The following is a 24,607-nucleotide window of genomic DNA, read 5'->3' as shown; positions in this document are numbered from 1 at the left end:
AGACAGTGTGAAGTTGACAAAAACTACTCATGATCAGGGGCATCCGCTCCCCATATTTCGGACAGGCGCTGATCTCGCCCACAGCCAAACCGATACACCTTGTATCGTATAGGGCGAGTTTCGTAATAGTTCTGGTGGTAATCTTCGGCGGGATAAAAATCGTCTGCAGGCAAAATTTCTGTGGCTATGGGCTGATCAAATCGACTGGCTACAGCTTGCTTGGAGGCCTGTGCTAGCGATTGCTGGTTGGGGTTTTCGTAAAAAACGACTGAGCGGTACTGGCTCCCCTTATCGCAAAACTGCCCCTGCTCGTCCAGCGGGTCTATGTTGTGCCAAAACGTCTCTAACAGGGTTTCGTAGCTCACCTGGCTAGGATCATAGCGTACCTGCATCGCCTCTACATGGCCTGTACCACCCGCAGAGACCTCTGTATAAGTCGGGTCTTCAACGGTACCGCCTGTGTATCCTGACGTTGTAGAGACAACGCCTGGTAGCTGATCGTAAGGCGGCTCCATGCACCAAAAGCAGCCGCCTGCAAAGGTGGCCGTCGCCAAATCAGCATTGCTGCCATCACTCTTGCTGCCATCACTCTTGCTGCCATCACTCTTGCTGCCATCACTCTTGCTGCCATCACTCATAGAGACAGCCATACCAACCTGGTCAGAATTAGCCGGTTGCTCGGGGGCATTGACTTGAGCGCAGCCTACCGTCCCCCAGCTGATGAAGAAAATGCTCAGCCCTACCAAAACTCTCGTCAACAGCCGTCTTCCCATGCTTGCTATGCCGCCCAACTATGCGTCGTTTACTGCGCAGAGTACCGGTCAGCGCTGTAATTCACGCCAATCGTTGCTCTGTCTAAAGTCTAGCTAGTGCTGCGGTTTTTTGCTGCGGGTCTTGCGCAGCCTGAGTAAAACAACCGGTTTGGCTCATGGCTACGGCTGGGCCAGGGTTGGCCAGCTGCTGTCGGCTTGGGCAATAAAGCCGGGCTCATCGGCTTGCCAGCGGTTTTGAACCTGCTGATTGGCATTGAGATATAGCTTGCCATCAACGATGCTCCAGGTGTTGGGGTCGGTGGGCACCAGAGCGTTTTTGGCGGCGACGGCCCAGGCGCAGAACCCACCGTATTCGGGGGCATATTGCTCTGGGTTGCTGGCAAAGCGATCGCGGTTTTCAGCGCTGGCAAACTGCCAGGTTGCGCCCTGCCATTCATAGGTATAGTCGGCGCTGCCAGGGACAAAGGCGGCTTCGCTAAAGTAGGCAACCGGATCGGCCCCTGAGATGGCCACGCCGTCTTTTAAGTAGGTTTTAGTCACCGCAGTCTCAGGGCTAGCAGCGGCGGTGACGGCAGGCGGCTGGGCGGCTGGTTCAGTGCCGGTGGGGGCTGCTGCCGGTTCAGGGAGTGCAGTTTCAGGGAGAGCCGTTTCAGTGGGGGAGCAGGCTGCCAGACCAATGGCGATCACGGTGCCTGCGGCTAAGGCGGCTAAAGGCTGACGAAATGAGACCATAAATCTCCGGGCGATATTCATTTTGATGAGACCTATGGGTAACTTTTAGAAGCTGTATGAACAAAATAAGTTGGTCACATGAAACAGAGATGAGCGCTGTCTGTGAACTTAATAAATCGCTCAAGGGCTGATTATGAGCGGATGTGACAAATCAAAAGTAGTCACATAAACTCAACCTGCTGAGAAAGAAAACCCACTCAATAGGGTCAGTGCTTTAGAAGCCCAACCTACCTGCTATAGTCCTGTTGGCGAATAAGAGTAACACCGGGAATCTGATCACTGTTCGCTGCACTGCTCACTGCTGAAGACATGAAATCTGCAATTCGTCGCCTCACCACACTTACTGCGCTGACTGCTGCTACTTTAGTCGGCAGTGCGATCGCTTCTACTAGTGCTTTAGCCCAAAACTACGGCCAGCAACCGATTGCGCCAGAGCGAGCTGTGGCGATCGCAGAACCGGTGTCCAACGGTCGGTTCTTCCGGCTGCTGATTTTAGAGCAGCTCTCCGACCAGCGCGCCTGCTTTGCTGAACGGGCGGGCAGTCCTACGGTGATTGAGCCGCTGCTGCTCAATTTTGACTTTTCAGGTATTTGCGGGCGGCGATCTGACAGCAATGGCTACTCGGTCAATATTGGTAACGAAGATCTCAGCCGCCGCTACCGACTGCAGTTGACCCGTCAGGGAGACAGTCTGGTTTTGATTGCTTTGCCCGGTGCCTTGCCAGGTCAGGGCGGCGACCTACCAACGCTAGAAATTGGTCGTAGTAACGGCGTCGCCAACGACTTTGTCAAAATCACCTTAGATCCTGGTTGGCAGCTATCACGGAGAACTCTCAATGGTAGTGCTCAGGGCCATGTTTATCTTTCTAATAGCCAGAGCTTAGAAACAGTCATCGCCCAGGCGGGTGGTCCTCGACCCGCGGCCCCGGCCCCGACCGCACCCGCTGCGCCTACCCCCGCTGTTCCGGCACCGGCTGCGCCGACACCTGTGAGGCCGCCTATCTTGAGCGGCGGCTCACTGCCTGCGCCGGGGGCGTCTCCTGTCCGTCCGAGCAGTCCGGCTAGTGGAGAGACCTTTTATCAGGTAATCGTTCCTAGCTCATCGATTATTGTGCGATCGCGCGTTCGGCAGATCGCTCCTGATGCCTTTAATGCTACCGTTGACGGTCGGCAGGTGATCCAGGCGGGCCTTTTTCAAGAGCAGACGCGGGCCGATCAGCTAGTTGCCCAACTCTCAGGGCAGGGCATTGAGTCTCAAATTATTGAAGGGCGGCGGGCGGCGCTCCCCGGTCAGCCGGCTAGCAGCGACACGTACTATCAGGTGGTGGTGCCTGAGAGTGGGGCGGATACGCGCGATCGCGTCAATACTATCGAAGCGGGTGCTTTTCGAACACAGGTTAATGGCCGTCCGTTTATTCAGGCCGGGCGATTCCGCGAGCGTGACCGGGCAGAGCAGCTACAGCAAAGGCTCAGCGCCGCCCGACTGCCCGCGCAAATTATCGAAGGATCAGCGCCCGTTGCCAGCGTTCCTCGGCCTGCTCCTGCCCCCTCTGTGCCCTCTCCCGCCGTACCCGCTCCTTCAGTGCCTGCTCCCTCTGTCCCTCGGCCTCGCCAGGGCCAGCTAACGGTCGTGCTTGACGCCGGCCACGGTGGCCGTGACCCAGGGGCGATTGGTATTGGCGGTTTGAGAGAAAAAGACATTAACCTCGACATCTCCCGCCGCGTCCAGCAAATCCTCAATGATCGGGGAATTAACACTGTGATGGCCCGCGCCGATGACCGGGAGCTTGACCTGCAGCCCCGAGTAGACATCGCCGAACGCGCCAATGCCGATATTTTCGTGAGCATTCACGCCAACGCGATTAGCCTGAGCCGCCCTGAAGTCAACGGGCTGGAGACTTACTACCATTCCTCTGGTTTGCGGTTAGCGCAGACTATTCACAACAGCCTTTTACAGCGCACTGATTTAAATGATCGCGGTGTGCGCCGGGCTCGATTCTACGTATTGGTCAATACTTCAATGCCAGCTGTGCTAGTAGAAACTGGGTTTGTCACAGGCCGTGAAGATGCGGCTCGGTTTAGAGATCCGCAGGCCGTCGGTCGAATTGCCGATGGGATTGCCAACGGGATTTTGCAGTATCTCAATGTTCAGTAGAAATGTTCAGTAGAGAAAATCAATAGGGGATTGCGATCGCACCTATATCTCTCTCTACAGCATGAGAAACTTCCAGAACCCCTGCAAAACTGGTTACAGTGAAATAACGTTATTTCATTACAGGCCAGCTTGCTATGCGCGTACTTTTGATGACCGGAAAAGGTGGGGTAGGCAAAACCTCAGTCGCGGCGGCAACGGGCCTGCGCTGTGCGGAGGTGGGGCATAAAACCCTTGTGCTCAGTACCGATCCGGCGCATTCATTAGCAGATAGCTTTGATACAGAACTCAGCCACGACCCGAAAGAAATCCGACCGAACCTTTGGGGCGCAGAACTCGACGCGCTGCGCGAGCTAGAAGGCAACTGGGGCGCGGTCAAACGCTATATCACTCAGGTATTACAGGCCAGAGGATTAGAGGGCATTGAAGCTGAAGAGCTGGCAATTTTACCGGGCATGGATGAAATTTTTAGCCTGGTGCGGATGAAGCGTCACTACGACGAAAACGAATATGACGTTTTGATCATTGACTCTGCGCCCACCGGCACAGCGCTCCGTCTGCTCAGCTTGCCGGAAGTTGCCGGTTGGTATATGCGCCGACTATACAAGCCTTTTCAGGCGGTTTCTACCGCGCTACGCCCGCTAGTAGAGCCTTTCTTTCGGCCAGTGGCGGGTTTTTCTTTGCCAACCAAAGAGGTGATGGATGCGCCCTACGAATTTTATGAGCAGCTAGAAGCGCTAGAGAAAATTCTGTCTGATCCTACAATCACCTCAGTTCGGCTGGTGACCAACCCCGAGAAAATGGTGATTAAAGAGTCGCTCAGAGCCCATGCCTACTTGAGTCTTTATAATGTGGCCACCGATATGGTCGTGGCTAACCGGATCATTCCAGACAGTGTGAGCGATCCGTTTTTTCAGCGTTGGAAAGATCAGCAGTCGAAATATAAAGACCAGATCTACGCCAACTTTCACCCGCTGCCGGTTAAGGAAGTGCCGCTTTACTCGGAAGAAATGTGTGGTCTAGAAGCGCTCGATAGACTCAAAGAAACGCTGTACGGCGACGAAGATCCGGCCCAGGTTTACTACAAAGAAACGACGCTGAGAGTGGTGCAGGAAGAAGGCAGCTATAGCCTGGAAGTATATTTACCTGGCATTCCTAAAGACCAGGTAGAGCTGAGCAAAACGGCAGACGAGCTGAATATTCGCATTGGCAACCATCGCCGTAATCTGGTGTTGCCTCAAGCCCTAGCTGCGCTTCAGCCCGCTGGTGCAAAAATGGAAGATGACTATCTCAAGATTCGTTTTCCCACGCTGTAGGCACTGCCGTTAAAGCCCCTGACTCTGCTTGATTTGATTTTGCAGCATAGCAATATCTGTAGCGGGTGCCTGGCAGCTTAGGCCATGGCAGACAAGAGCGATCGCCCCTTCTGGTAGCTCTTCAATCTGAAGCACAGCCGTAGGTAGCATTTGGTTCATCAGCTCAGGAATCTGGTCAGTCGTTGTCCGAATCAGCATGGGATGTGTGAACCAGTCTAGGGCGCTGAGCAAGCTAGGGCAGGCGCGGGGGACTTTCTGTAAGACGGTGCTAAAAGACTGTAGGGCGGTTTCAGCGCGGCTGAGGTAGTCCTGATTTTCGGTCAGGAGAAACAGGCGCATGAGAGAGGCGATCGCTACCCCATTAGCCGACGGAATGGCACTGTCTTGATAGGCTCGCTCTTGCACAATCAGCTCGTTGCCGGTTGCATTGAAGTAGCCACCTTGCTGGCTGCCGAGCTGCTGATCAAACTGGGTTTGAAGCGCGATCGCCGCCGTCAGCCAATCTGCTGCCTGAGCCCGATATTCATCAAATCTCAGGCAAGCCTGCTGTATATCGAGCAGCGCTTTGATATACAGCGCATAGTCTTCTGCCTGGGCGGGGACGGCGGCTTGCCCGTCGTAGTTCAGCCGGTAAAACGTGCCTTCACTCTGCTGGTGCTGCTGGATGTACTGGGTTGCTTGAAGGGCGATCGCCAGATAGTCAGCTCGATCAAACACAGCGGCGGCCTTTGCTAAGCCTGAAATCATCAGCGCATTCCAGGCCACGATCATCTTGGTGTCTGTCACGGGCGGAATGCGACCGGGCCAATTGACAGTTTTAGCCGCCTGCGCATCAACAGCGGGTTTAAACGTGGGTGTGTCAGCAGGTAGCGCGCCATAGCGAACCTGAAACAGCTTTTCTAGCGCCTGCTCCACCGTTTGACTGAGCTGTCCGCTAGACTTGCGCTGTAAGACATTGCGCCCCTCAAAGTTGCCCGCTTCGGTGACTGTAAATTCTGCAGTGAGTTCAGAGAGTTCATCGGCAGTGAGCAGCGTTGTCAGCTCAGCCATTGACCAAACGTAAAAGTCACCTTCTTCAGGTTCGCTGGCCTCAGCGCTAGTAAAGTTATCGGCATCTTGCGCGGCGTAGAAGAATCCATCGTCTGCTTGCATTTCTCGCTGCAGCCAAACGACCGTCTGGTCGATTGCGCGGGCGATCGCTGGAGACTGCTCGCCGCTCTGCCATACCTCAGCCAAAAACTCTACAATTTGGCCGTTGTCGTAGAGCATTTTCTCAAAGTGAGGCACTGTCCAGGTAGGGTCTACGGTATAGCGGTGAAAGCCGCCCGCGACAGGGTCAAAAATGCCGCCGGTCACCAGGTTAAAAGCCCGCTGGCGAACCAGATGCAGCCCATCAATCGGAGTGTCGGAGTCTGCGGCTGATAGAAAGCGATTCTCCACAGGAGAGGCTTTGCCAACGCCCTGGAGCACCAGCCTAGCGTAGGGAATCATCGGAAAGCGCGTGCCCGTATCAAAGGGCATCAGCGTTCTCGCGCAGGCGATGATTCCCTCTGGCAGCAGCGTTTGGTCTAGTGCGCCGACCTGTAGCTGCGCCGACTGTTCTAGCCCGCCTAAAATCTGCGACTTCACAGACTCAACCTTATCGGTGTCGGTATCGTAGAGCTGGCGCAGGGCTTGTAGCACCTGTAAAAAGCCCGGACGACCGTAGCGAGCTTCTACCGGAAAATAAGTGCCGCCGTAAAAAGGCACCCTGTCAGATGGGGTTAAAAAGATATTCAGCGGCCAGCCGCCCTGTCCTGCAATCATCTGCAGCGCCTGCATGTAAATGCTGTCAATGTCGGGGCGCTCTTCGCGATCTACTTTGATAGGCAGAAAATTGGCGTTGAGGTAGGTGGCAATCGCCTCATCCGAAAAAGCCTCTCCTTCCATCACCGTGCACCAGTGGCAGCTAGAGTAGCCAATCGAGAGAAAAATCGGTTTGTCTTCTTGAACGGCTTTCTCTAGCGCCTCGTCGCACCAGGGCCACCAGTCCACCGGGTTTTCAGCATGTTTTCTCAGATACAGGCTGCTGCTATCGGCTAACTGATTGGTCATGAGTTTATTAAGAGGGCAATCAAACAATTGCTTGCAGTCTAACAGGTCAGATTTTTAGACAGCATTGGTGAACATTGGTAAAGTGCCTGCCATAAGACGGCTGATCTTTTGACCAAAATGCTCTATTTTTGGAAACTAACACGCTTAGTTAACACATTTAAAGCGTTTGCTAGGTATGACGCTAGCTTTAGAAAGCGTCCATCCTTAAATTAATAGAGGCAACCATTCCCGTGACCCAATCTCCTATTGAGCCCCCTAACGATCCTCAAGGTTCTACGCCCCCCTCGACTGGCCCTAACCGTCCTCTCAGTTTTGATGAGATGGTTGCTGTCGGGATCGCTTTTCTCTCTATCGGGAGTGTGCTGTTTTGGGGACTGACCCGAGGTGGCATAGAGTTGGGTCAGTCGCTGGTTGGTTCAGATACTCCCCTAATTGCCCCACGCGCTCAGCTCTCACCTGAGTCAGCGGAAGAGATCGACGAAGAAATCGCTGCTGCTGACGGCATAGCCAATGCAGCAAACGAAGTTGACGAACTTCCTCGCTCAGCCCGCCGTAGGCTAGCCGCCCGCGCCACTGCCCGGAGAGAAACACTCGCTAGGAGGCGCGATCGCGGTATCTTTGGCACTGCGGCGGCTGGCACTGCTGCTGGTGTCACGGGCGCAGCGGCTACAGAGGGCTTAGCTGCTGACGAAGTCATTCCTAATGCAAAAGAACCGCAAACAGCCGCCACTGCGACCGGTGTGACCCCTTCAGCCGCCGTTACTGGTGGCCTACAGAATCCTATCAATTTCAACGATGTGCCCGACAACTATTGGGCTAAGCCCCACATCGATGCTCTGAGCAGCCGCGGGCTGACTGCTGGCTTTGAGGACGGTCTGTTCAGACCCGATCAGCCCGTTACCCGCGCTCAGATAGCCAATATCGTTGCTAAGGCATTTGACTTAGTCGAAAACAAAGAAACACTCGCGTTTTCTGACGTGGGTAACGACTACTGGGCGAGAGGACCCATTGAAGAGGTGGTCAAAGGCGGATTCATGACCGGATTCCCAGACAATACCTTTGCCCCGGATGCACCAGTCACCCGCGCTCAGGCACTGACCACGCTAGTTTCCGGGCTAGGACTAGAAGCGCCTGCTAACGTCCAGGCATCATTAGATCGCTATGCGGATGCTAATAGCATTCCAAACTGGGCCAACGAAAAAATGGCGGCAGCGACTGCGGGCAATCTGGTCATCAACTATCCCAACATCGACCGACTCAATCCGAACCAGCCCACTACCCGAGCGGAGTTATCCGCCCTGGTCTATCAGGCACTGGTCCAAGCAGGTGCTGTGGAGCCGATAGACTCTCAGTACTTAGTGAAGCCTTAGGATGAATCCCTGGGGTAAAGCATCAGGGATTCAACACTTTGGGTAAATAGGTAAAAGGATCTAGCGCAGAGACATCTGCGCTAGATCCTTTTTTTATCCTGAGGGCTTATTTTGGAGGCTTATCTGTGGATCACACCGCGTCTACCGCTTAGCGAGCTTTTTTTTGCCCACCTTGCGCAGCCGGATAGACTCAGGCGTCACCTCGACCATCTCGTCGGGGCCGATGTACTCAAGCGCCCGCTCTAATCCCATCTCCATGGGCGACTGGAGCTGAACTAGCTCATCACCAGAAGCGGCACGGTGGTTTGTAAGCTGCTTCGCCTTACAGATATTTAGCTCCAGGTCTTGAGGGCGATTGTTCTCCCCGACGACCATGCCCTTGTATACCTTAGTACCCGGCTCAATGAAGAAGGTGCCGCGATCTTCAGCGTTTTTCAGCGCGTAGAAAGTAGCCACGCCTTCTTCAAAGGAAATCAGCACCCCGTTTCGCCGGGTATCAATATCGCCAGACATCGGTCGATACTCCAAAAAGCTGTGGTTCATAATCCCTGCGCCGCGAGTGGCCCGCATGAATTCACCGCGAAAGCCAATCAGGCCGCGAGCAGGCACCACAAATTCTAGCTGCGCTCTGCCGTCGCCAGAGACCATCATGTCTTGCAGTTCGGCTTTGCGCTGACCTAGCCGCTCCATGCAGCCACCGACGGCATCTTCGGGCACGTCGAGCACAAGCTGCTCAAAGGGTTCGCAGGGTTTGCTGTTGACTTCGCGGTAGATCACTTGCGGCTGAGAGACCTGAAACTCATAGCCTTCACGGCGCATGGTTTCGATTAAAATGCCCAAGTGCAGTTCGCCGCGTCCAGAGACAGCAAAGCGATCTGGCGAATCGGTTTCTTCAACGCGCAGCGCCACGTTGGTTTCGAGTTCGCGCATGAGGCGATCGCGCAGTTGCCGTGAGGTGACAAAATCGCCCTCCTGCCCGGCAAAGGGCGAATCGTTCACAGCAAAGGTCATCTGCAGCGTCGGTTCATCGACTTTGATTAGCGGCAGTGCCTGCGGATCGCTCGCACTGGTAATAGTTTCACCAATATTGGCATCGGCAAAGCCCGCCACAGCTACCAGGTTGCCCGCCGTTGCTTCGGCGATCTCCACCCGCTGTAGCCCTTCAAAGCCGAGCAGTTTGGTAATTCTGCCCTTAACGATGGAGCCGTCTTCCTTGACCAGCGCAGCCTGCTCGCCCTGACGAATGGTGCCGTTGTGAATTTTGCCGATGACAATTCGGCCCAGATAGTCTGAGTAGTCGAGCGTAGTCACCTGCAGCTGCAAAGGCTTATCGGGGTCACCAATGGGCGGAGAGACATGGTGCAAAACTGCCTCAAACAGCGGCTGCATGTCTTTGTCTTCGTCTTCCATCTTCTCTTTGGCAAATCCAGCCAGGCCGGAGGCAAAGAGATAGGGAAAGTCGCATTGGTCATCGTCTGCGCCTAACTCAATAAAGAGGTCAAGCACCTTGTCTACAGCCACATGGGGGTCGGCGCGAGGGCGGTCGATTTTGTTGACGACGACGATGGGACGCAGCCCTTTTTCTAACGCCTTTTTCAGTACGAAGCGAGTTTGCGGCATCGGGCCTTCGTTAGCATCGACGATTAGCAAGCAGCCATCAACCATGCCAAGTACGCGCTCGACTTCGCCGCCAAAGTCAGCGTGGCCAGGCGTATCGACAATATTGACCAGCGTGTCTTTGTAGTGAACCGCTGTATTTTTTGAAAGAATGGTAATGCCTCGCTCCCGCTCTAAGTCGTTAGAGTCCATCACGCAGGTGGGGACGGCTTCGTTGTCACGGAAAATACCGGATTGCTCTAGTAGCGAGTCAACCAGGGTAGTTTTGCCGTGGTCTACGTGGGCGATGATAGCGACGTTGCGGATAGGAAGGCTCATGGGGTCTCGAAGGGTGGCGTCAGTGCCGACAAAATAGGGCGCACCGCGTTAGTGAGCAATGCAAACTGAAAGACAGGGAAATATGACGATACACCCCTGACAAAAAGCTTTACTAATTGTAACTTACGGAACAGCGACCCGGAGCCGCACCGTCATGATAGTGGCTTCGAATCGACAGCGGCATCTGCAGGTTCAGCCTCTGCAGGTTCAGTCTCTGCGAGTTCAGTAAGAGCCGCACCGCAGCGACGGCAGAACTGCGCGTCAGTCTCGTGACCGAGCAAACCACAGCCAGTACAGGCAACCCGCAAAGAATTTTGTACTTTTGTAAACTGCTGGATAAAGTTACCCACCTGCGTCGGGATCAGGGCAATCCCGGTCAATATCATCATGATGGTCAGGCCGCGCCCGGCTTCTGATACGGGGGTGATGTCGCCATAGCCGACAGTCGTCATGGTCACGACCGCAAAATACACCGCATCTAGCAAGGTGCCAAAGTTTTCACCGTTGGCCTCATGCTCTACCTGATAGATGGCTCCAGAGTAGATGAAAATAATTGAGAACAGCGTAAATAAGATCCGGCCAAAAATGAGCCCTTCGTAGCCGCTCAAACGTCCAAACCAGGTTTTTTGCTCAAAGAAGCGCGCCAGCCGCAAGATTCGCAGCCAGCGGATTAGCCGGAGAAATCGCGTGTCTAAGAACCCTAGAAAAAACGGCAGAATGGCTACCAGATCAATCAGTCCATAGAGGCTGAAAACAAATCTCAGGGGGCTCTTGGCAGACCATAGCCGCATGAAATATTCGACGGCGAACAGCGCCAAAATCACCTGATCGGCAATATGCAGCCAGAAGCAAACAGTCTCGGGCAGCGGATAGGTCTGTATGGCAAAAAGCGTCGCCGACAAGAGAATGAGGAGCGCGATCGCCCCATTCACCCCCCGGCTCAGCCCGGTGTCACTCGTATTAAACGCCTGCCGCACCTGCTCTCTTAAAGCCATTCAGTCAGCCATTTTAGTCAGCCATTTAGTTTGGGCGACTGGCCCAAATCACCAGATTATCTTTAAGATGCGCCAACCAACCGCAGCAGACCCGATAAGATAGCAAAGTCCCCCTTGTAAACGAAAGCAAACCCAGGGAAAGTCCGGTGCAAATCCGGCACTGTGCCGCAGCTGTAAAAGTCAGAATGCCTGCTTTGCTATCTTTTCATTTCTCATCCCGCGTCGCACGGGCCAGGAGTACTCTCTATGACTTTGATCCAAACATCTGACACCCTAGCTACCAATTCCCCTTCCCCTTTCCCCCTTTCCCCCTCCCCGACTCCCCCTCATAACGAACTCACCCTCCCACCACTCCCCCTCACCAGACCTCTACTCATGGTCGGCCACGGTACCCGCAATCCCAAAGGCCGCCAGGACCTGATCGATTTTGCCAGCCTCTACAAGCAGCTAGACCCCTCACGCCCCGTCATCCCCTGCTTTTTAGAACTCACCGCTCCTAGCATTCAAGACGGCGTCGACCAGTGCGTAGCGCAAGGCTATACGGATATTTCCGTTCTGCCGATTTTGCTCTTTGCCGCTCGCCACAATAAGTTTGACGTGACCAATGAGCTAGACCGGGCTAAGCGTCGCCACCCGCAGGTTACCTTTCACTACGGTCGTCACTTTGGCATTACGCCAGCCATTTTTGAGCTGTGGCAGGCCCGTCTAGCGCTGCTCGATCAGCCCGCTCACAATCCTCAGGGCATCGCTCGTGAGGATACGGCGCTGCTGTTTATTGGCCGAGGCTCTAGCGACCCCGATGCCAATGGCGATTTATGCAAGCTTGCTCGCATGATCTGGGAGGGCAGCGGCTATCACACGGTAGAGACCTGCTTTATCGGCATCACCCATCCGCGCTTAGAAGAAGGTTTCCGGCGGTCGCGTCTCTACCAGCCCAAACGCATCATCGCGCTGCCCTACTTTATGTTTACCGGCGTGCTGATGGAAAAAATCGAGGCGATCGCCGCTGCTCAGCAGTCTCTCTACCCAGATATAGAGGTGGTCACCCTGCCAGAGATGGGCATTCACCCGCAGCTGCTCAAGGTTTTGCGCGATCGCGAAATCGAAACCCAGCTAGGCCAGGTCGCCATGAACTGCGAAATGTGCAAGTTTCGGATAGTCGCGACAGCAGGCGAAGGTCATGGTCATGGTCATGCGCACGGTCACGGTCATGCCCACGGTCACGAACACGCCCACGGCCACGAACACGCCCACGGCCACGATCATGCGCACGCAGCCGCGCCCGACCCCTACGCCGACCCCGAAAAGTACCACCAGCGCATCTGGCAAGTTCCCTAACCCCCATTCCCGTTTCCCCATGCCTGACTCTCCGTTCCAAGTGGGCGATCGCGTCCAAATCTGCGCCCTCCCCCCCTATCTCAAAACGGCTGAGACCATGCCGATGCTGCGCCCCCCCGATCTCGTCGAATTGGGGGAGGAGGGCGTTGTCCTCTCGCGCAAACCCGGCGGCTACCTGGGCGTACGCTTCAGTCGGGGAAACTTTTTGATCGACGCCGAGTACCTGAAGGCTGTAGAAGCGTAGATTTTTTCGTTCAGGCTGAAAAAATATTGCGCTTCAAAAAAATATTGGGATGTGCGCTCAGTCGGTATGCTACATTTAGTAACTGTGCGGTGAACCCACCGCTTATAACCACATCCCTCAGCGGGTCGCTAGCTCAGTGGTAGAGCATTCGGCTTTTAACCGACTGGTCCTGGGTTCGAATCCCAGGCGACCCATTTTTTAAGTTTTTAATCGTAGGTCAATGTTTTGACCTACTATTGAGGGATAAGAACCTAACGCTCGGAAGTATAGAGCGGCTTTTAGGTTTGCCATCTGGCAGAAATTATTAGGAGGATATGGAATGGCGCTTGTACCTATGCGGCTGATGCTCGATCATGCTGCTGAAGTCGGTTACGGGATTCCCGCGTTCAACGTAAACAACCTGGAGCAGATCCTGGCAATTATGCAGGCTGCGGACGAAACCGATAGCCCCGTTATTTTACAAGCTTCACGCGGCGCGCGGAAATATGCAGGTGAAAACTTTCTGCGTCACTTAGTGATGGCAGCAGTTGAAACCTATCCTCACATCCCCGTTGTGATGCACCAGGATCACGGCAATAGCCCCGCTACTTGCTACTCAGCCATTCGCAACGGTTTTACCAGCGTGATGATGGACGGCTCGCTAGAAGACGATGCCAAAACGCCCGCAAGCTTTGAATACAACGTCGATGTTACCCGTCAAGTGGTGAAGGTAGCTCACGCGATCGGTGCCAGTGTAGAAGGCGAACTCGGCTGCTTAGGCTCACTCGAAACTGGCCAGGGCGAGGCAGAAGACGGCCATGGCTTTGAAGGTAAGCTCGACAAAGACCAGCTGCTGACTGACCCCGAAGAGGCGGTGCAGTTTGTCGAAGCGACTCAAGTAGACGCGCTTGCAGTAGCGATCGGCACCAGCCACGGCGCATACAAGTTTACTCGTAAGCCCACTGGCGAGATTTTGGCGATTAGCCGCATTGAAGAAATTCATAAGCGCCTGCCCAACACTCACCTGGTGATGCACGGATCTTCTTCTGTCCCTCAGAAGTGGCTCGACATCATCAACGCGAACGGCGGTGCGATTCCTGAGACTTATGGCGTCCCGGTTGAAGAGATTCAAAAAGGGATCAAGAGCGGCGTTCGTAAAGTGAATATCGACACCGACAACCGCTTGGCGATTACTGCTGCCATTCGCGAAGCCGCAACTGCCGATCCTAAGAACTTTGACCCCCGTCACTTCCTTAAGCCTTCTATCAAGTACATGAAGCAGGTTTGTACGGATCGCTACGAAGCGTTTGGCGCAGCGGGCAATGCTTCTAAGATTAAGCAGGTCGGCGTAGAAGTGTTTGCAGATATGTACGCTGCAGGCAAGCTCGATGCCAAAGTTAAGACGGCTGCTGCTGTCTAGCCCCTTGCACTAGCAACCAACTTCTCAAGTGACAAACCCCCAGAAGGCCATAACCCTTCTGGGGGTTTCTTGTGGTCAGCTTACTCTCGTTTGGCAGACGCTCAAATCCACCAAGCTATAGATAAAAAGCAGCTGTAATTTAGTAACGATGATCCGTAGAGCTTTACAAACGCTATTTATTACAAACACTACGGGTTAGCTCGCCTGTCTCAAGCTAAGGAGAAGTTATTTATGACCAGTCAAACAATAGTCCCCAACGGTCAGGTCATCGGCATTTATGATGATCGAAAGTCAGCTAAAGAGATGCAGCAGGCGATTGAATCAGCAGGTATCTCGACTCAAAAAGTTTCGATTGACGACCATGTCGCCCCTGGCGCAGAGCTAGAGGCATTGGGAACAACTGCCGGCGGCGAAGCGGGCTTCTTGATGGGTGCTTTTTATGGGGGCACGCTGGGCGTCATTGCCATTGTTATTGGGTCAACCGTTGTCGATGGCTTGGCTGCCAACAGCAGTTTCAACCGGCTTTTGATAGTGGGTCTGACTGCTGTGGGTGCGATCGCAGGCTTAATCTACGGCAAGCAGGTCTATGCCGCGCAGCCTGGAGAACAAAAGCAAAAGTCAGATCCTTCCATTCCTCGCACCTTTCGTGTGGTTGTCAGCGGCTCTCAAGGTGAAGTTGAGCAAGCGATGAATGTGGTTCGCGATATCGAGGTCAATCATCAGTAAGGAGCGAGCTGCCGGGAAGGAAAATCGTCAGCTTGCTAGGTGATATCTCGCCGTGGTTTCTAATTGCTTTAAAGGAGTTGTTACAAGGCTCGAAACTTTAGGTAGAATCAACTACTCTAAGACGATGGGTTCTTGGAGTAAGTTCCTACAAAACGATAGGCCACGGGGAGAAAGAATTTGGCTAAGCGCAAAGGTCTTCGGCAACAACTATCGACGATGACGGCCTCTGGTCAGGCACTTGAGCAGCAGGTTCAAGCGCTGATCGAGCAGAAGAAGTATACGACTGCGCTGCGTAAGCTACAGCAAGGTCTAAAGCGTAACCCTGACCAGTCTACGACGGTGACTGAAGCCGATATTTGGCTGCTACAGGGTAAGTACGAGTTCGAGCGTGCCCAGTATCCTCAGGCGGAGAAAGCACTGCGACAAGCACTGAGCTTTAATCTCTATGACGATACTTATTATTGGTTAGCCAAAAGTCTTTTGGCCCAGCAAGAGGCGATCGCCGCGCTAGACCTCTTTCAGGCGGCTTTTGATGATAAAACCTTGCCTAAAGACTTGGGCGGCTGCTACCTGAAGCTGCTGTTTCTCAATGACAAGGCTGACGAAGTTGAGGGGCTGATCAAAGCTCAGGCTAAGCGCTTTTATGCGCCTCATCTGCACTGGGCCAGGGGGGCGATCGCGCTTACCTCAGGCAACCCCAAAGCCGCTGCGGCGCACTTCAAGAAAATCGGTCGGCCCGCTAGCCCAGAAGATCGCCCCTTGGTTTGGCCAGCCTACGCCTATCAGCAGGCCGGAAACTGGGCAGCGGCACAAAAAGAAATGCCCAGCATTGGCCCAGCCGAGACCAAACACAGCTTTTTTGGCGGGACGATGATCCGGTATCGGCGCGATCAGCATCCCGCTGCGCAGCAGTTGACGCTGGCTCAAGCGGCTCATAGCGATCGCCCTCCATCCGATTTTGTCGATTTAGAGGAGCCCGATGTCTCAAACGTCAGTGCCGTTTCAGCCCTGGAGCTGTTGCACCTTATCCGCGAAGAGGATTTTCACGAAGCAGCCCATCTGCTTTTAGACAGTACCGGTGAGATGCTGGCAGAATACCCGCTGCTCAACAGGCTGTATCGCCCGGTGATGCTGCTCGCCGGGACTCAGGCGCTCCGGCAAGATGAGGTTGGCTGCACAGCGACCTTCTGGGATTTGGCGCTCGAAAAAGCTGACTTTGATTCGCATTTAGCCCTCAATCTCTACAAGGCGCTGGCTGTCACAAGGCAGCATGGCAAAGCCGGACGATTAGTCGCTCAGCTAGTGAGCTGGCTAAGGCAAACTGCTCAGAAAAATCCTCAGGACTGGCCAAAAGAGCGGCTAAATCCGGCACTGGCTAAGCTGCACTGCTGGGCTGCTGACTGCCAAATGTCGATGGGCCATTCCCGCGATGCGCTACGCAGTGTAAAAATAGCCGAGCAGCTTGCCCCTAATCACCCGGATGTCATTGGCCGCAAGGGGCTGAATGCCTATGCCAGACATAGGCCCAAGGAAGCGGTGCCGCTGCTGCTGCAGGCGCTCGAAGCAGGCTGTCAGTTTCCAGAAGTTTATCGGACGCTACTGGAGCTAGAAGACGATCCGGACACCGTTAAAGCGATCCGGCGCAAGTTTGGCAAGCATTTTGGCGATGTGGGGGTCGATGCCGAAGTTGAAATCCCGGCGTGGGTAGAGGCGCTGACTTTTCAAAACTATGTGATGATGGCGCAGTTTGTGCGCGACCGGACTAAGCCCTCGCCCCCGCTAAAAGCCTGCCAAATTTTCCTAGATTCGGCGACGGACCAGCCTAGCAGCGGTCAAAAGGTTACGCTCGACCAAGAGAAAGCGGTGCCACAGTGGGAAAAACTGCTAGCATCTCACACGCCTGCTCAGCAGGTTGAGATGATTAAAGCCATTTACCTGATGGTTCAGCAGCATGCTAAGCGCAACAAAAAGGGGATGACAGCGCTTCAGGGCAGCTATTACAGCAAAATTATTGAGCTGGCAGAACGGCAGGTCGCGGGGGCCGATATTGCGCAGCTGATGATTTTGGCGGTGCGATCGCCCCAGCCTACTCAGCTAAAAACAGCCGTTGACTCTATTTTGAGTCGTGCGAGCCAGCCCGGACATACGCTCGCGATCGCCCAGCTTGAGCTACGCCGATTTGAACAGAGCACGGGGCTCAAACCGTTCATCGAAACCTGGCTCAAAAAAGACTCTCAAAATCCGCTGCTGATATTGGCCAGTGCCACGCTCTATTCTAGAAAATCTGGACAGTACGACAAGTTACGTCAGCGCGGGTTTGAACTCGCTCGTCGCTTGCAAGATGCCGAAGCCTTACAGGCATTCCGCGAAGAAGAGTGGTTTGCAGCGCAGGCAATGACTCGCCGGGTGGTTGGCTCTGACATCAATCTGATGGGCGACCCCAGTCAGATCGATATGATTGACATGCTCAAGCGACTGGCTCGTGAAGCGTTTGGAGGTGAGGTGCCGCCTGAAGTGCTGGCTCAAATGCTGCCAGAATTAATGGCTCAGATGGACGGTGGATTTGAAGAAGAGGAGGACGATACGTTTGACCCCTTCTTTTTACCGCCCCCACTGCCCCGGCGAAGTCGAAAATCTTCTAAGCGGCGTGGTTTCTTCTAATACCCGTCTTTCTCATCTCTCTCTCTATTCACCCATCCTCTCAGTCATCTCATGCAAGAACACTATGATCGACTAGGCATTGCCCCCGGCGCGACGCCCGCTGAAATTAAAACTGCCTACCATACCCAGCTCAAAGTGTTTCCGGCCCACAGCCATCCGCAGGACTTCAAGGCAATTCGAGCTGCCTACGAAACCCTGCGTAAACCCCCCGCTCAAGCTGCTGACGACTTTTTTGAATTGAAGCCGGTGGAGGCCGAGCTTGATAATGCGCTGCTAGCTGAACTCAAGCAGCAGGCTGTAGCTGCACTGGATGTATCCTTAAAAGATCTGATATTGCTGACCTTTTAGTTGTGATTTGAGAGTACATGACGCAATTTATTTCTGGTGATACGGCGCGATCGCCCGGCCCACCCTCCGACCATCCTACTAAACCCTCAGCTAAACCCTCAGCGAGAGAACTGGCCGCCCAAAAAATCCAAATCCGCAAGCAACAAGAAAAGCTTTTGAGCGACTTACTCACCGTCGTCGATGCGCTAGATCGAGCTACCGACCATTGGCAGCAGGCCGAACAACAAGCTCAGCCAGACATGGAACCGCTCACTGGCTGGCAACGATTGAGATCGTGGTTTGGGTTGGCTCCGACAAAAACAGCGTCAGCAACGGAGTCTCTTCCCGAAGTGGTCTCCAGCGCCCGAGCAGGCATTGAGATGATTCGTGAGTCTATGCTGAGCGTGTTGAGCCAGCATCAGGTGATACCCCTGCCTGCTAAAGGAGAACTCTTTGACCCTAATCAGATGCACGCGCTAGGACAGACAACCGAGACGAGTGTGCCACCTAATACCGTTGTCCAAGAAGTGGTACGCGGCTACCGCTGGAAAGATCGCATGCTGAGAGAAGCGCAGGTCATTGTGGCGGCAAACACTGTAGAAGCAGAGGAGATTGACTCATGAGCAAAGTTGTTGGAATTGACCTGGGTACGACCAACTCACTGATTGCCACGCTAGATGAAGGGCAACCCTGGGTAATTCCTGATGAAGAGGGAGAGATGTTGTTGCCCTCTTATGTTGGCCTCAGCGGTACCGGAGAGCTATTGGTCGGTCAGGCCGCCCTCAGACAGTATGCGGCTGCACCTGAGCGTACCGTTAAGTCAATCAAGCGGCAGATGGGAACAGACTATTCGGTGACGCTAGGAGAACGCGACTATCGCCCGCAGGAGATTTCAGCAATTGTGTTGCGATCGCTCAAGCAGCGAGCAGAAGAAGCCCTAGAAGAAGAGATTACTCAGGCGGTCATCACCGTCCCTGCCTACTTCACCGATGCCCAGCGACAGGCGACTAAAGAAGCCGGAGAGATTGCCGGATTTGAGGTGCTGCAAATTCTTAACGAGCCGACTGCGGCTGCTCTGGTATTTGACGATCGCTCTGAAGATACTGAGAACGTGCTGGTCTATGACTTAGGCGGCGGTACCTTTGATGTCTCAATTGTAGAGATGACAGGCGATGTCACTGAGGTATTGGCGAGCCACGGTAACAACCGCTTAGGCGGCGATGATTTTGACCAGCAGCTACAGCGATACCTGGCCAGCAAGTTCGCTCAGGCAAATGATATGGAGCTGCCAGGCGATGCCGTGACTCAGGCGAGACTGCTGCGAGCGGCTGAGCAGGCCAAAATTGCACTGAGCGAAAATGCGTTTGCCCAGGTGCGCGAACCCTTTTTGGCCAGCAAGGGAGAAACAGCGCTTCACTTAGAGACTGAAATTGCCCGGGAAGACTTTGAACACCTGATCAAACCCCTGCTGACTGGCACGTTAGAGGCCATTGATCGGGCGCTGAGCGATGCCGAAATGGATGCTGACGACATTGATCGGGTAATTTTAGTCGGGGGGTCTACCCGGATACCGCTGATTCAGAGCCTGGTCGAAAATCATCTGACTGATACGCCCGTCAACAGTTTCAACCCCGATCTGTGTGTGGGGTTAGGGGCCGCGCTGCAAGCAGGCGTTTTGGCAGGCGAATCGGTAGATTCTATTTTGGTGGATGTGATTCCGCATTCGCTAGGGATTGCGGCGGTGATGGAGACAGCGTTTGGCCTGACGCCTGATATGTTTAGCACGATTATTCCGCGCAATAGTGTGATTCCGACCTCGCGATCGCAGGTTTACCACACCTCTTACGATCAGCAGGAGGCGGTGGAAATTGAGGTGTATCAGGGAGAAAATATGGTCGCTCGCGAGAATGTACCTTTAGGCTCATTTAAAATAGAGGAGCTGCCGCCAAAAGCAGCCGGGGAGCTGCAAATTGAGGTGCATTTTGACTTTGATCTCAATGGCATTTTGACGGTGACGGCGACTGAAAAGGGCAAAGGGCAGCAAAATTCATTTGTGGTAAACGACGCCGAGACCGGGCGGCTCTCCAGTTATGATTTGGATCAGTCAAGAGAGGCGATCGCTTCCCTATTTGATATGCCAGCCCTGCCCATGCTCGATGATGACGAAACTCGATAGGCTCATCATGCTCACCGCGATCTGCTTATGCCCGCTCAAACTGGCACAGGCCCAGGTTTATTCAAACTGAAAAATTTAGAATAGCTGCTATCAATCTCAACGAATGGATTAAATTAGTGGGTAAGCGATCGCCTCAATGGCTATGGGGCATAGGGCTGATGAGCTGGGTAGTGGTCACGCCCGCCTGGGCTAACTGCGCTGGCCAACCGGGAAGTGTGGCCTGGTATGAGCCGGTGATGAGCGAGCACTTGCAGCGGCTGCAAAGTCAGCCCACACATTCTTGGGGCAGTGCGCAGATTTTGGATCGGATGGAAGGCGATCGCATTCTCCTGACAGAGGCTTTTGAGACGCTGAGCGGGCCTCAGAAAAATCAGGCGCTTAAAGACCTGATCGAGATTGACTTTGAGGCCGAGGTTACAGAGGAACAACTGGCCACTGTCGATGGCCCATCGCCTTACCAGGTGATTGGGCATGATGGCAGGCTCCTATCGGCTCCCTATGACGGCTGCACCCGAGATACCCTGCTGACTGAGCAGTCTCGGTTTAGCTGGTACTACAACAATCAGGGCCGCTATCTGCCTCAGAACTTACCTGCTAGTGAGCTACGCAATGCTGGTCAGCCGAGCTGGCGACAGGTCAATTTTCCGATAGAGACGGCGGCTGAGAAATCGGTGCGCCTTAGATTTTGGCAGTCGGTGGGGTACCAGAACACCGACTGGTGGATCGCTTGGGTGCCGGAACGGGGATATTTTGAGGTCAATGTGCCTGTCAATTTTGACTACGGTCGGTTGCAGCGATACTGGCCGGTAGCTGATCGCAACTATCGCTATGTTGTTGTTCGGGCCGATGGCACGCGGTTAGGCGAGAAGAGATTTTGACGCTGTCTCTGGAACGCTAGAGAGTGGGAAAACGTTGCAAGGTATCGCCAAAGTTCCTAGGAGGGGAACGTCTGGAGCTATCCAGAGCAGCCGTGGTTTGTCTATTGAGTCATTTCAGGTGAGGTAGTAGGCAAAGGGCAAGGGTGAAGGCAAAAAATCAAGAAGGACGCACAAATTTCAGCGTAATGCCGCCTTTGCTGCCAAATTTTCCGCCGCTGCTGATCAAGCTGACTTTGCCTTCAGCATTGATCTCTACTGAGAGTTCTACCTCGTCGAGCTGGAGGCCGGGGCGGGGGGGTGCCTGCTCGAATAAGTCATTGACGATCGCAACCAGGCTTTGCATTTGAGCTTTTACTTTGTCGGCAGAGATGGGGAGGCGATATGCAATGAAGTGGATGGGGATGGCTGAGTTTTGCCGGTCAGTGCGATCGCCATCCGCAGGCATCAAATAATCAGTCTGCTCATGCCGAATGCCATGCCCTGCAAAAAAGAACCATAGATTATCGCCATCGCCCAAAAAAGGCGTCTCAAATCGCTTATTCAAAAAGCGTCTCAGCGTCGTATACGTAGGCCGAGAATTTTGGTCGGGGCCATAGTCTTGCGGAATGGGCGGGCTGGTATCGGTGAAGTGATAGACCTTTTGGAAGCTGAGTTCCTGCAAGAAAAGTTGACGCATGGCATCGGCGTCGCAGGTGGCGTACTGGAGCGATCACAAATACGGATATTCATTTATACCAATCGTAATTGCCCAGTTTCTAGCCACGGTTCAAGAGTCAGCCTAGCAGAACACTTCGATTTTGACGGGATGCAAGAAAAAGAGCAAGCGCATGAGTAAGCTATTCGGGCTAATAGAGCAAATCTCGGGACAAACTCGTCATTTTAGGCAGGCCGCAGCCATTGCCACTGTAAGGTTGGCTCAAACACTCTGAAGCCTTGATCAGCAGTAATCCACACCGCACTTGCCTCTATAGCCAGAGCCGCAAAATAAGCATCTGGGACTGCGTTGCCAGCAGCTTTACTATCCGTACAGAGTTGCATGAATATTTGCCAATGACCTGCACCAGGCATAACGCCGAGTGCATTGGGCTGGCTTCTCACGCTCTCTGCAAAGACCAAGGCTTGAGCTAGAGGCGTTGGCGTTTTGTATATTTTCGGGTGGGTGACAATTCGCACAAAGGCGCTCAGTATCCAGTCGCAATAGAGAAAGGTTTCGGTGCCCTCTAGCTGTGCCTTCAGCCACTGACGATAAAAGTCATGCCCCGCGTTTTCTTGGCGGTGAGCATTGACATAGATGTTGACATCACAAAGCTGCATCAGCGCCCATCATTCAGACAGTTCCATACAGTCTCGTAAGCTCGCGTTGCTGTTGATATCGATGCCTGGGTAGGTGCCATCACCTTTAAAGGTTGGCAGCTCTACTGTACGAGGTGAGGCCGCGCTCCGCTCTTTTTCTAGCAGCGATACCAACGCATCCTGAATTAGCTGCGTTAGCGTCCTCTGTGTGGCTAGCGCGTGCTGTTTTGCCGTCTGAAGCAGCTCGTCATTGAGTCTAATCGTTGTTCGCATGGTGACATATTAGCACCCATATGTCTGGGTAGATGTCTGTAAGCTCTATTCGGGTGGGCGGACAAATTTCAGCGTAATGCCGCCTTTACTGCCAAATTTTCCGCCGCTGCCGATCAGGCTGACTTTGCCTTCAGCATTGATCTCTACTGAGAGTTCTACCTCGTTGAGCTGGAGTCCGGGGCGGGGATCTGCCTGCTCAACGAAGTCATTGATGATCGCAACCAGGCTTTGCATTTGGGCTTTTACTTTGTCGGCAGAGATGGGGAGGCGATATGCAATGAAGTGGATGGGGATGGCTGAGTTTTGCCGTCAGTGCGATCGCCATCCACCAAGACGGTGCTGAACCCTAGCCCCCGCTCAATTGCTTGGTCGATGAGTAGTTGAGCAATCTCTATCTTGGTGCAAAATAGCTTGTGCTGCTTGACAAATTCTGGGTCTTGCAACAGGAAAGGGGCGACCCGCTTGTGAAACGCGCTGCGAGCTTTGTCCTTTTTAGGGATGGTCTCGTCAGGAAAGTGTTTGGCCACACACGTTTCCCATTCCGGGACTTCCTCATAGCGCCGATAGACCTCGAAGTCTACTGGAAAGCGCACGGCTCCGCTTAAGTAGTGACTGGTCACCAGGTTATGCGCTAACAGATAGGTGTGGTTACCATGGTTATAGTGCCGGTCAACGTACTCAAACAGACTCCCGACGTGCTCACAGAGCGTGTCATCCAAAATCAGGCTCGACCCGGCTGCGGTCAGTCGATGCAGGGGCGTTTGCTCCTGCATGTATTTGATTCCGCCCGTCGTTCACCTCCGGCGGGTGCCACGGCGCTGACGATAGAAAGCGCGATAGGTTACTCTTATCTGCACTTTCTATCGTACAGCGGCTGATGTTCGTCAGGCTTTTATTCTCCAGGACGATTAATCCGGTCAGATAATGCTGAAAGTGCTGGTAGGCCCGTTCATCGTTGAACAGATGTCGAAAAGCCTGAGCATGTTCACTGACTACCGGAGCTGGAGCGACTATGGGAAGTTGCATCGTGACCTCACCTGGCGAAAGCCTTGAACCGTTCTTGCCGTCCACTTCACATGCTATGTAATGATTTTTCTCTCACGAGAGTGCAACACTCAAGTAAGCCTGTCTACGCTCTATTGAGAACCCTCTAGCGAGAGAAAGTTTTACTTTCGCGCAGCTCTTTTACAATCCGTGTCTGCACCCCAGCAAACAAGTGCAGCTTATCCTGCGCCTTGGTCATCGCCACGTATAGCTGACGGCGATCGCTCTCTGCTTTTGCCACGATTATAGGAGTTACGCATTGACAAATACAGTGTGACAATGCTAGGCGAAAGCAGTTTCCTCCACGTTTTCTAGAATAAACTGGCGAATGACCGGCACAAATAGCTGACGCGATATCTCATAGCAGTTGTTGATGATCCCTTTGATGCACATCGTCTGTAGCTTGCAAAAAGCACGTAGTGCACAAAAAACGTGATTACGAATAGCCTGTTCATCTCGCACATAAAAGCGCTCGATATTACACACCTGTTTAATCACTCTATGAAAACATTCAATCTGCCAATGCTCACTATGAACTTGCTTAAAGGTCTCTCGTGAGAGCTGTTTCAAAGCCTCTAAGTCTGGTCGATACAAGATGTAATATCGCTGCTCGTTTTTGAACGGCGCACAAAACACTTTGACCCAGCCAAATGCCTTGAGATAGACCATCAAGCCATCAGCTGTAATCTCTAGAGTCCCTATCTGCACTGACGTTCCACGCTCTACCGAGACCAGCCGATTATTCGCTACCCCAAATAGAAAACCCACTTTCTCGTTTCTGAGAAACTTCAGATTCTCTAGGCTCGAATACCAACTGTCTCCGGTCACCCACGACGGCTTCAGGCCCCAGGATTGAACCTCTAGCACCATCTCTCTAAAATA

The 24,607-nt window shown here is 53.6% G+C and carries 24 protein-coding genes, 1 tRNA gene, 1 pseudogene and 1 riboswitch; of the genes and pseudogenes, 13 read left to right on the top strand and 13 right to left on the bottom strand.

Annotation, left to right across the window (positions count from 1 at the left end; translation table 11 throughout):
- Positions 1-23: 23 nt before the first annotated feature.
- The gene (gene msrA / locus CKL79_RS11055; protein ID WP_240518801.1) at positions 24-758 is read right to left on the bottom strand and encodes a peptide-methionine (S)-S-oxide reductase MsrA; all 735 of its coding nucleotides are present in this window, start codon (positions 756-758) and stop codon (positions 24-26) included.
- Between the two features lie 174 nt (positions 759-932).
- On the bottom strand, positions 933-1,505 hold the full coding sequence (locus CKL79_RS11050; protein WP_121969644.1) for a YHS domain-containing (seleno)protein: 573 nt from the start codon (positions 1,503-1,505) through the stop codon (positions 933-935).
- Between the two features lie 309 nt (positions 1,506-1,814).
- Here CKL79_RS11050 and CKL79_RS11045 point away from each other — a divergent pair, with 309 nt between their 5' ends.
- Positions 1,815-3,659: an N-acetylmuramoyl-L-alanine amidase gene (locus tag CKL79_RS11045; RefSeq protein WP_121969643.1), complete on the top strand. Its 1,845-nt coding sequence runs from the start codon at positions 1,815-1,817 to the stop codon at positions 3,657-3,659.
- A gap of 134 nt (positions 3,660-3,793) precedes the next feature.
- Positions 3,794-4,972: a TRC40/GET3/ArsA family transport-energizing ATPase gene (locus CKL79_RS11040; RefSeq protein WP_121969642.1), complete on the top strand. Its 1,179-nt coding sequence runs from the start codon at positions 3,794-3,796 to the stop codon at positions 4,970-4,972.
- Between the two features lie 9 nt (positions 4,973-4,981).
- On the opposite strand, the gene CKL79_RS11035 is transcribed toward CKL79_RS11040, so the two are convergent.
- Positions 4,982-7,066: a thioredoxin domain-containing protein gene (locus tag CKL79_RS11035; protein ID WP_121969641.1), complete on the bottom strand. Its 2,085-nt coding sequence runs from the start codon at positions 7,064-7,066 to the stop codon at positions 4,982-4,984.
- 230 nt (positions 7,067-7,296) lie between these two features.
- Between CKL79_RS11035 and CKL79_RS11030 the strand changes: the two genes are divergently transcribed.
- Positions 7,297-8,436 carry an S-layer homology domain-containing protein gene (locus tag CKL79_RS11030; protein ID WP_141242193.1) on the top strand — a complete coding sequence of 380 codons (1,140 nt, stop codon included), beginning with the start codon at positions 7,297-7,299 and terminating at the stop codon, positions 8,434-8,436.
- A gap of 141 nt (positions 8,437-8,577) precedes the next feature.
- On the opposite strand, the gene typA is transcribed toward CKL79_RS11030, so the two are convergent.
- The gene (gene typA / locus CKL79_RS11025) at positions 8,578-10,371 is read right to left on the bottom strand and encodes a translational GTPase TypA (RefSeq protein ID WP_121969639.1); all 1,794 of its coding nucleotides are present in this window, start codon (positions 10,369-10,371) and stop codon (positions 8,578-8,580) included.
- Between the two features lie 152 nt (positions 10,372-10,523).
- Positions 10,524-11,366, bottom strand: coding sequence for an ion transporter (locus tag CKL79_RS11020; protein WP_121969638.1), 843 nt, complete (start codon positions 11,364-11,366; stop codon positions 10,524-10,526).
- An 88-nt stretch (positions 11,367-11,454) separates the two neighbouring features.
- Positions 11,455-11,578, top strand: a riboswitch (cobalamin riboswitch).
- A gap of 34 nt (positions 11,579-11,612) precedes the next feature.
- Between CKL79_RS11020 and CKL79_RS11015 the strand changes: the two genes are divergently transcribed.
- From CKL79_RS11015 to CKL79_RS10970, 10 genes are all read left to right on the top strand, one after another.
- Positions 11,613-12,704 carry a sirohydrochlorin chelatase gene (locus CKL79_RS11015; RefSeq protein ID WP_121969637.1) on the top strand — a complete coding sequence of 364 codons (1,092 nt, stop codon included), beginning with the start codon at positions 11,613-11,615 and terminating at the stop codon, positions 12,702-12,704.
- Between the two features lie 19 nt (positions 12,705-12,723).
- Positions 12,724-12,948, top strand: coding sequence for a regulatory protein SipA (gene sipA, locus CKL79_RS11010; RefSeq protein WP_121969636.1), 225 nt, complete (start codon positions 12,724-12,726; stop codon positions 12,946-12,948).
- Between the two features lie 122 nt (positions 12,949-13,070).
- Positions 13,071-13,142, top strand: a tRNA-Lys gene (locus CKL79_RS11005).
- A gap of 125 nt (positions 13,143-13,267) precedes the next feature.
- Positions 13,268-14,347, top strand: coding sequence for a class II fructose-bisphosphate aldolase (gene fba / locus CKL79_RS11000; RefSeq protein WP_121969635.1), 1,080 nt, complete (start codon positions 13,268-13,270; stop codon positions 14,345-14,347).
- Between the two features lie 231 nt (positions 14,348-14,578).
- Positions 14,579-15,073, top strand: a complete 495-nt coding sequence (locus tag CKL79_RS10995; protein ID WP_121969634.1) for a hypothetical protein — start codon at positions 14,579-14,581, stop codon at positions 15,071-15,073.
- A gap of 177 nt (positions 15,074-15,250) precedes the next feature.
- Positions 15,251-17,734 carry a hypothetical protein gene (locus CKL79_RS10990; protein ID WP_240518800.1) on the top strand — a complete coding sequence of 828 codons (2,484 nt, stop codon included), beginning with the start codon at positions 15,251-15,253 and terminating at the stop codon, positions 17,732-17,734.
- A 51-nt stretch (positions 17,735-17,785) separates the two neighbouring features.
- Positions 17,786-18,082 carry a DnaJ domain-containing protein gene (locus CKL79_RS10985; protein ID WP_121969633.1) on the top strand — a complete coding sequence of 99 codons (297 nt, stop codon included), beginning with the start codon at positions 17,786-17,788 and terminating at the stop codon, positions 18,080-18,082.
- 17 nt (positions 18,083-18,099) lie between these two features.
- Positions 18,100-18,684 (top strand): nucleotide exchange factor GrpE, encoded by a 585-nt coding sequence (locus tag CKL79_RS10980; RefSeq protein WP_121969632.1) that lies wholly within the window; start codon positions 18,100-18,102, stop codon positions 18,682-18,684.
- The gene (locus tag CKL79_RS10975) at positions 18,681-20,237 is read left to right on the top strand and encodes an Hsp70 family protein (protein ID WP_121969631.1); all 1,557 of its coding nucleotides are present in this window, start codon (positions 18,681-18,683) and stop codon (positions 20,235-20,237) included. Before CKL79_RS10980 ends, CKL79_RS10975 begins: the two co-directional genes overlap by 4 nt.
- A gap of 116 nt (positions 20,238-20,353) precedes the next feature.
- Positions 20,354-21,115 (top strand): phosphoribosylaminoimidazolesuccinocarboxamide synthase, encoded by a 762-nt coding sequence (locus tag CKL79_RS10970; RefSeq protein ID WP_141242192.1) that lies wholly within the window; start codon positions 20,354-20,356, stop codon positions 21,113-21,115.
- 157 nt (positions 21,116-21,272) lie between these two features.
- Here the strand turns inward: CKL79_RS10970 and CKL79_RS10965 are convergent.
- From CKL79_RS10965 to CKL79_RS10940, 8 genes and pseudogenes are all read right to left on the bottom strand, one after another.
- Positions 21,273-21,809 (bottom strand): annotated as a pseudogene (locus CKL79_RS10965) (hypothetical protein); the annotation flags it as partial.
- Between the two features lie 185 nt (positions 21,810-21,994).
- Entirely contained in the window at positions 21,995-22,429 is a 435-nt protein-coding gene (locus CKL79_RS10960) for a TA system VapC family ribonuclease toxin (protein WP_121969628.1), read from the bottom strand.
- Between the two features lie 9 nt (positions 22,430-22,438).
- The gene (locus CKL79_RS10955; protein WP_121969627.1) at positions 22,439-22,681 is read right to left on the bottom strand and encodes a DUF2191 domain-containing protein; all 243 of its coding nucleotides are present in this window, start codon (positions 22,679-22,681) and stop codon (positions 22,439-22,441) included.
- A 45-nt stretch (positions 22,682-22,726) separates the two neighbouring features.
- Positions 22,727-22,915, bottom strand: a complete 189-nt coding sequence (locus tag CKL79_RS10950; protein WP_121969626.1) for a hypothetical protein — start codon at positions 22,913-22,915, stop codon at positions 22,727-22,729.
- 8 nt (positions 22,916-22,923) lie between these two features.
- On the bottom strand, positions 22,924-23,454 hold the full coding sequence (locus CKL79_RS10945) for a hypothetical protein (protein WP_121969625.1): 531 nt from the start codon (positions 23,452-23,454) through the stop codon (positions 22,924-22,926).
- Entirely contained in the window at positions 23,393-23,707 is a 315-nt protein-coding gene (locus CKL79_RS22875) for a hypothetical protein (protein ID WP_141242191.1), read from the bottom strand. The genes CKL79_RS10945 and CKL79_RS22875 overlap by 62 nt, the downstream gene beginning before the upstream one ends.
- Positions 23,708-23,831: 124 nt before the next feature.
- Positions 23,832-23,966: a hypothetical protein gene (locus tag CKL79_RS24185; protein ID WP_276299937.1), complete on the bottom strand. Its 135-nt coding sequence runs from the start codon at positions 23,964-23,966 to the stop codon at positions 23,832-23,834.
- Positions 23,967-24,007: 41 nt separating this feature from the next.
- Positions 24,008-24,607 (bottom strand): transposase (locus CKL79_RS10940; RefSeq protein WP_141242174.1); only part of this gene is annotated, 600 nt, incomplete at its 5' end.

Source organism: Leptolyngbya sp. BC1307, assembly GCF_002286735.1.
In the GTDB taxonomy this organism is placed as follows: Bacteria; Cyanobacteriota; Cyanobacteriia; order Phormidesmidales; family Phormidesmidaceae; genus Phormidesmis.
Note: the sequence above shows the minus strand (reverse complement) of the source record. Positions and strands in the feature narration are given on the sequence as shown.

Bases quoted from the DNA above. Each gene is read 5' to 3' on its own strand.
- CKL79_RS11050 (WP_121969644.1), bottom strand. From the start codon at position 1,505: ATGGTCTCATTTCGTCAGCCTTTAGCCGCCTTAGCCGCAGGCACCGTG.
- CKL79_RS11045 (WP_121969643.1), top strand. From the start codon at position 1,815: ATGAAATCTGCAATTCGTCGCCTCACCACACTTACTGCGCTGACTGCT.
- CKL79_RS11040 (WP_121969642.1), top strand. From the start codon at position 3,794: ATGCGCGTACTTTTGATGACCGGAAAAGGTGGGGTAGGCAAAACCTCA.
- CKL79_RS11035 (WP_121969641.1), bottom strand. From the start codon at position 7,066: ATGACCAATCAGTTAGCCGATAGCAGCAGCCTGTATCTGAGAAAACAT.
- typA (WP_121969639.1), bottom strand. From the start codon at position 10,371: ATGAGCCTTCCTATCCGCAACGTCGCTATCATCGCCCACGTAGACCAC.
- CKL79_RS11020 (WP_121969638.1), bottom strand. From the start codon at position 11,366: ATGGCTTTAAGAGAGCAGGTGCGGCAGGCGTTTAATACGAGTGACACC.
- CKL79_RS11015 (WP_121969637.1), top strand. From the start codon at position 11,613: ATGACTTTGATCCAAACATCTGACACCCTAGCTACCAATTCCCCTTCC.
- sipA (WP_121969636.1), top strand. From the start codon at position 12,724: ATGCCTGACTCTCCGTTCCAAGTGGGCGATCGCGTCCAAATCTGCGCC.
- fba (WP_121969635.1), top strand. From the start codon at position 13,268: ATGGCGCTTGTACCTATGCGGCTGATGCTCGATCATGCTGCTGAAGTC.
- CKL79_RS10995 (WP_121969634.1), top strand. From the start codon at position 14,579: ATGACCAGTCAAACAATAGTCCCCAACGGTCAGGTCATCGGCATTTAT.
- CKL79_RS10985 (WP_121969633.1), top strand. From the start codon at position 17,786: ATGCAAGAACACTATGATCGACTAGGCATTGCCCCCGGCGCGACGCCC.
- CKL79_RS10980 (WP_121969632.1), top strand. From the start codon at position 18,100: ATGACGCAATTTATTTCTGGTGATACGGCGCGATCGCCCGGCCCACCC.
- CKL79_RS10975 (WP_121969631.1), top strand. From the start codon at position 18,681: ATGAGCAAAGTTGTTGGAATTGACCTGGGTACGACCAACTCACTGATT.
- CKL79_RS10960 (WP_121969628.1), bottom strand. From the start codon at position 22,429: ATGCAGCTTTGTGATGTCAACATCTATGTCAATGCTCACCGCCAAGAA.
- CKL79_RS10955 (WP_121969627.1), bottom strand. From the start codon at position 22,681: ATGCGAACAACGATTAGACTCAATGACGAGCTGCTTCAGACGGCAAAA.
- CKL79_RS10950 (WP_121969626.1), bottom strand. From the start codon at position 22,915: ATGCAAAGCCTGGTTGCGATCATCAATGACTTCGTTGAGCAGGCAGAT.
- CKL79_RS10945 (WP_121969625.1), bottom strand. From the start codon at position 23,454: ATGCAGGAGCAAACGCCCCTGCATCGACTGACCGCAGCCGGGTCGAGC.
- CKL79_RS22875 (WP_141242191.1), bottom strand. From the start codon at position 23,707: ATGCAACTTCCCATAGTCGCTCCAGCTCCGGTAGTCAGTGAACATGCT.